This is a genomic window from Nonomuraea diastatica, from assembly GCF_004349015.1.
Lineage (GTDB): Bacteria > Actinomycetota > Actinomycetes > Streptosporangiales > Streptosporangiaceae > Nonomuraea > Nonomuraea diastatica.
Map to the genome: position 1 here is coordinate 1 of NZ_SMKP01000378.1, position 2,220 is coordinate 2,220.

Below are 2,220 nucleotides of genomic sequence, written 5' to 3' on the forward strand. Positions count from 1 at the left end.
CCACTATCGACACGTTCCGCGCCCCATACGCCGAGGAGTCCTTAACGGCTGCGCTTCCAGGCTCTTCACCGCGTCCATGGCCTTCGCCCTGGATTCGGGGGCTCGGCTCTCCCTGGTTCCCGACCTCACGGCCGGGACCTCTAACGACGCCGCAGGCTTCGCTTCATGCTACGGACCGCATCGTTGCTCCCCCATGAAAGGGCCTTTGACGCTGGGCTTCGACCCCGCCCGTTTCCAGACGAAACCGCCAGCCTGCTACCGGGCCTCCTGGCAGCTACCCGGACCGGACTTCCACCGGCAAGCGACGACGAGCTTACGAACAGACGATCAGCCGCTACGTCACGGCTTCACCTCCGTCCTGCTGGGCGCACGAACTATCGAGATTAAACGCCCACTAAGTGCGTGTTTGATAAGATCGTTTGTAGCGGCGTTCAGTTGCAGATGTAGCGCGGTTGTCGTCGGGCGGGGCCTTCTCGGGTGAGGCGGCGGGCCATGCCAGAGATGGCGGCCCAGCGGATAATCGCCTCGGAGACAGCGGGATCGCGTTCGTAGTCACGAGCCACTCGGCGGCAGGCGGTCAGCCACGCGAGCGTCCTCTCTACCACCCTGTACCGCTTCAAAACTCGTGCACGTGGTTTGAGCTGGTGTTTCTTCAGGTTGGTCAGGCGGCACGATGGTACTCGCTGATGGCCCCGCTGAGCACCTTTCGGCGCTGTATCCGGCCTTCCAGCGGTACCACGACGTGCTCGTCTTGATCAGGTGGGCGTTGTTGACGGGACTGGTGCGGGCGGTGCGCGTTGTAGTGTTCGGCGTACTCGTTCAGGACTGATCGCAGGTGGCGTTCGTCGTAGATCAGCATCCGGTCGGTGCATTCGGCTCGGACGGTTGGGACCCAGCGTTCGGCGCAGCAGTTGGCTCGGGGCGTTCGTGGCGGTGTCTTCATCAGCATGATGCCCAAGCTGGTGAAGATCTCGTCGAAGGCGGCGGTGAACTTGGCATCCCTGTCACGGATGAGGAACCGAAATGACCTCGCCCGGTTGCCAAGATCCATGAACAGATTTCTCGCCTGCTGAGCCGTCCAGGCGCCTGTTGGGTGAGCGGTAACGCCCAGGATGTGCACGCGTCGCGTTTCCAACGCCATCACGAACAACACGTACAGGCACTTCAGGAAGATCGTGTCGACGTGGAAGAAGTCGCAGGCGAGCAGTCCCTTCGCTTGCAGCCGTAGGAACGTCCGCCAGGAGGTGTCGATGCTTCGTGGCGCCGGACCGTGCCGGCTCGCACGCAGAATCCGCCGCACGGTCGCTGCGCTGACCTGCAAACCGAGCCGCACCAGTTCACCGTGGACCCGCCGGTATCCCCATCTGGGGTTCTCGCGGGCCAGGCGGAGGACCAGATCCCGGACCTCTTTGCTTGTTCCGGGACGGCCGGTGCGGTGGGGGTAGGTCCAGGAGCGTGTGATCAAACGACGATGCCAGGCCAAGAGGGTGCCGGGGGTGACGACCCGATGTGTTCGCAGCACCGACGACAGGAAGCGGGCCAATGCCGCCAAGAGCGCCCTATCGGCCCAATCCGGCTTCGGCCGGACGACCTGACGCTTCAACACGGCAACTTCGTGGCGGAGCACCATAATCTCGACATCCTTGGATGCCTGGCTACGCCCCAGCAACACCACCCAACCGAACACCCGGATCAAGGTCAGATACAGCAGACGAACCGGCACGGACTGCGATCTTGCCCGTGGGGCCTCTCAAGGTCAAAGCCGCAGATCAAGCATCACGTGATGAGTTTTGAAGCGGTACAGGTTTCCGCAACCCTGAATCACAACGACTTCGCACTCGCTGCGCCACCACGCGAAAGAGCCGCGGCTGCCTCAACCCCGCTTAACTTCGAAGAGCCGCGATACGGCCACCTTTCGATCCCGCGCGACACCGTCACGGTAGAGGCTGGCCTGCGGTATGGCAGGGCGCTCGGGAAGGCTGCGGACCTGGGAGACCGGTCCTTGGAGGAGTCCGAGCGTATGGTGCTTCCGGCTTAAGGACGCTCAGTGGACGCTGTCGTTTGCCCTTTTGGCAGGTTGGGATTTCTGCCAAGTACTACATTCGTAGATCTTGATTCAAGTCGCTGAGGGCCGGTCTGTGGCCCGTGGAGTATCCTGCGGTGACTTTCGTCTTGACCTACGATCTGGTCGTGTCCTGGGATGCCGATCTGGCCGCGCTG

The 2,220-nt window shown here is 62.6% G+C and carries 1 protein-coding gene and 1 pseudogene; both read right to left on the bottom strand.

Going from position 1 to position 2,220, the window contains the following annotated elements; translation table 11 throughout:
* Positions 1-464: 464 nt before the first annotated feature.
* A pseudogene (locus E1294_RS56975) lies at positions 465-623 on the bottom strand (IS5-like element IS4811 family transposase); the annotation flags it as partial.
* A 38-nt stretch (positions 624-661) separates the two neighbouring features.
* Positions 662-1,723 (bottom strand): integrase core domain-containing protein, encoded by a 1,062-nt coding sequence (locus E1294_RS51665; protein ID WP_132520627.1) that lies wholly within the window; start codon positions 1,721-1,723, stop codon positions 662-664.
* Between the last annotated feature and the right edge of the window lie 497 nt (positions 1,724-2,220).